Origin of the sequence: Burkholderia sp. Ac-20379 (genome assembly GCF_017104645.1) — a bacterium.
GTDB lineage: Bacteria > Pseudomonadota > Gammaproteobacteria > Burkholderiales > Burkholderiaceae > Burkholderia.
Genome location: NZ_JAAGPF010000539.1, coordinates 1 through 2,820, shown reverse-complemented (window position 1 = coordinate 2,820; position 2,820 = coordinate 1). Strand labels below are relative to the sequence as shown.

At 69.5% G+C, this 2,820-nt stretch carries 2 protein-coding genes and 1 pseudogene; 2 read left to right on the top strand and 1 reads right to left on the bottom strand.

The annotated features are described in order from the left end of the window. A pseudogene (locus G3N92_RS32470) lies at positions 1-510 on the top strand (allophanate hydrolase); the annotation flags it as partial. A gap of 34 nt (positions 511-544) precedes the next feature. Beyond that, a complete protein-coding gene (gene pxpA / locus G3N92_RS32465; protein ID WP_206131619.1) occupies positions 545-1,297 on the top strand; it encodes a 5-oxoprolinase subunit PxpA in 753 nt (250 codons plus the stop codon). Between the two features lie 483 nt (positions 1,298-1,780). Here the strand turns inward: pxpA and G3N92_RS32460 are convergent. Beyond that, positions 1,781-2,820 (bottom strand): TraB/GumN family protein (locus G3N92_RS32460; RefSeq protein WP_241015166.1); only part of this gene is annotated, 1,040 nt, incomplete at its 5' end.

Here is a 2,820-nt window from a genome sequence, read left to right as displayed (position 1 = left end):
CGCCGCGCGCACCGGCCGCACGCCCATGCGCCGCGCGCGCTGCCGGTGCGCGTGCTGCCCGGCCCGCAATACGCCGATTTCGCCGCCGCCGCGCAGCGGGTGTTCTGGGACGAGGAATGGCAGGTCACGGCAAACAGCAACCGGATGGGCTATCGTCTGGCCGGCGCGGCGCTCGCGCGCGACTCGCGCGAGGAACTGCTGTCGCACGCCGTGCTGCCGGGCACGATCCAGGTGCCGCCGAACGGCCAGCCGATCGTGCTGATGCACGACGCGCAAACCACCGGCGGCTACCCGCAGATCGGCACGGTGATCCGCGCCGATCTCTGGAAGCTCGCGCAGGCGCGGCTGAACCTGCCGATCCGCTTCGTGCCGGCCACCGCCGAGCAGGCCCGCGACGCGCTGGCGGCCGAGCGCGCCTACCTGCGCCAGATCGACGTGGCCATCGAGCTGCGCGAGGAAGCGCGCGAGCGCCAGGCGCAGGCGGCGGCCGCCAACGCGCGAGCCGCCTGACACGAATCCGCCCCCTTTTTACGACGACCCCATCATGCATATCGATCTGAACGCCGATCTCGGCGAGGGCTGCGGCGCCGACGAGGCGCTGCTCGATCTCGTCACCTCCGCCAACATCGCCTGCGGCTGGCACGCGGGCGGCGCGCAGGCGATGCGCGACTGCGTGCGCTGGGCGATCGAGCGCCGGGTCGCGATCGGCGCACATCCGAGCTTTCTCGACCCCGACAACTTCGGCCGCAAGGAAATGGACCTGCCGCCGGGCGAGATCTACGCCGGCGTCCTCTATCAATTGGGCGCCCTGGCTGCGATCGCACGGGCCGAAGGCGGCCGGCTCGCCCACGTGAAGCCGCACGGCGCGCTCTACAACCAGGCCGCGCGCGATCCGCAGATCGCCGAGGCGGTGGTGGCCGCGATCCGCGATTTCGATCCGTCGCTGGCCGTGTTCGGGCTGGCCAACAGCGGCTTCGTGGCGGCGGCCCGGCAGGCGGGGCTGACGGCCGTGGAGGAAGTGTTCGCCGATCGCGGCTACCGCGCCGACGGCTCGCTGGTGCCGCGCAGCCAGCCGGGCGCGCTGGTGCACGACGAAGCGGACATGCTCGCGCGCACGCTGGAGATGGTGCGCGGCCGGCAGGTGCAGGCGGTGACGGGAGAATGGGTGCCGCTCAATGCGCAGACGGTTTGCCTGCACGGCGACGGCCCGCACGCGCTGGCGTTCGCGCAGCGGATCCGCGCGGCGCTGGAGCAGGCCGGCGTGACGCTGACGGCGCCGGGCGCGGCCCGCGCCTGAGGGCGGCCAGGCGCGCCCGCGATCGCGCGGCTGCGGCACCAATAAAAAAAGCGCCCCCGGGCGCTTTACTTTTTTAATTCACGCTTTAAATAAACCGTGAATCCCATTCAATTGAAAGACGTCATTCAAAATCATGTCATTCAATAATGGCGGAATCAATTACCGAATCGGAATCGGGACCTAAAACACGTCCGCCGCCGCCCGTCTTGCCACCCCCGGCCGAACGGCGGAACGCCCAATTCCAACCACGCTTGCGCGTGCCTCGTAGTTCTTTGTTCATTGGCCTCGCGTACTGCCGGTGGCCGTTGCCGGCACGTCAATACGTGCCGGCAATGCCATCCTCGCGCTTTTTTTGGTGCTGCTACCCCGTAGTGCTTGTTCTTTCGGATTTAAATCCGGTGTGGATTGGAGAATAGTTTTGACAATGTTTCATGTCAATCTCCAGATACGAAAAATCGGTAAGACTGTGGGTTTTCCCCATCATCAATGGGCCTCGACGCGAAAACCTTGCCGCTTTAACAATTCGATCACACCTTTCGGGCCGCCCAGATGCAGCGCGCCCACGGCCACGAACAGGGGCCGGTTCGGCCCGGCCAGCGCGATCGAGCGCGCGGCGAAGCGGCGGTTGCGCTCGTAGAGGATCTTGCCGTCGATGGCGTCGGCCACCGGCCGCGAGCGCGCCAGCCGCTCGGTCTTGGCGCTGGCCCAGGCGGCCAGCGCGTCGGCGTCGCCGATCCGCCACAGCCGGTGCAGCGCCTTCACGTCGGCGGCGTTCTGGGCCGGCGTCTGCACGATGTCCTGCGCCAGCATCTCGCGCTGCTCGGCCAGCGTCAGCCCGGTGAACGCCCGCATCTGCTCGGCCAGCGTTTCCAGCCCCACCACGCGCGCGCCCTTCTTCTTCAGGAACACGTTCTGGAGCTGCGCCTCGGTGCCATATTCGGTTTGCAGCCCCGCCGAAATCGAATCGTAGGTTTCGACCACCAGCGCGGCCAGCCACGGCCGCATCCGGCGGATCCCGTCGAGCGCGGCCGGATTGCCGCGCAGCCGGCCCGACAGGCGCTGCCAGAGCGGCTCGGGCAGCAGCTTCGGCAGGCACGGGTAGCGGCACACGCCGAATTTCGACACGTCGTCGGCCGATTCGAGCAGGTCGTCGGGCGACAGTTCGAGCGCCAGCACGGGCGACGCCGCGAGCGCGGCCAGGATCGGCTGGCGAAATGGCTGGGACGGCGGATAGTCGACCGGATCGCCCACATGCAGCGTGCCGAGCAGGTAGAGAGTGGTGTGCCCGCGCGTGGCGACGTAGAACGGCATGCGCGCCGGCTGCATGCGCACCGCGCCGCTCGACACGGTGGGATCGGGCGGCGGCGAATGGAAACCCGGCAGGGACATCGACGGCGGCAGCCGCGCGCCGTTCAGCGGCGCGTGGGCGCCGATGCCCTGCGCCAGCGCGGCCCCGCCGGGCCAGGCCAGGCCGGCCAGCAGGCAGGCGCCCGCCAGCACGGCGCCGGCCACCGCCCGCGCGA

Bases quoted from the DNA above. Each gene is read 5' to 3' on its own strand.
- pxpA (WP_206131619.1), top strand. From the start codon at position 545: ATGCATATCGATCTGAACGCCGATCTCGGCGAGGGCTGCGGCGCCGAC.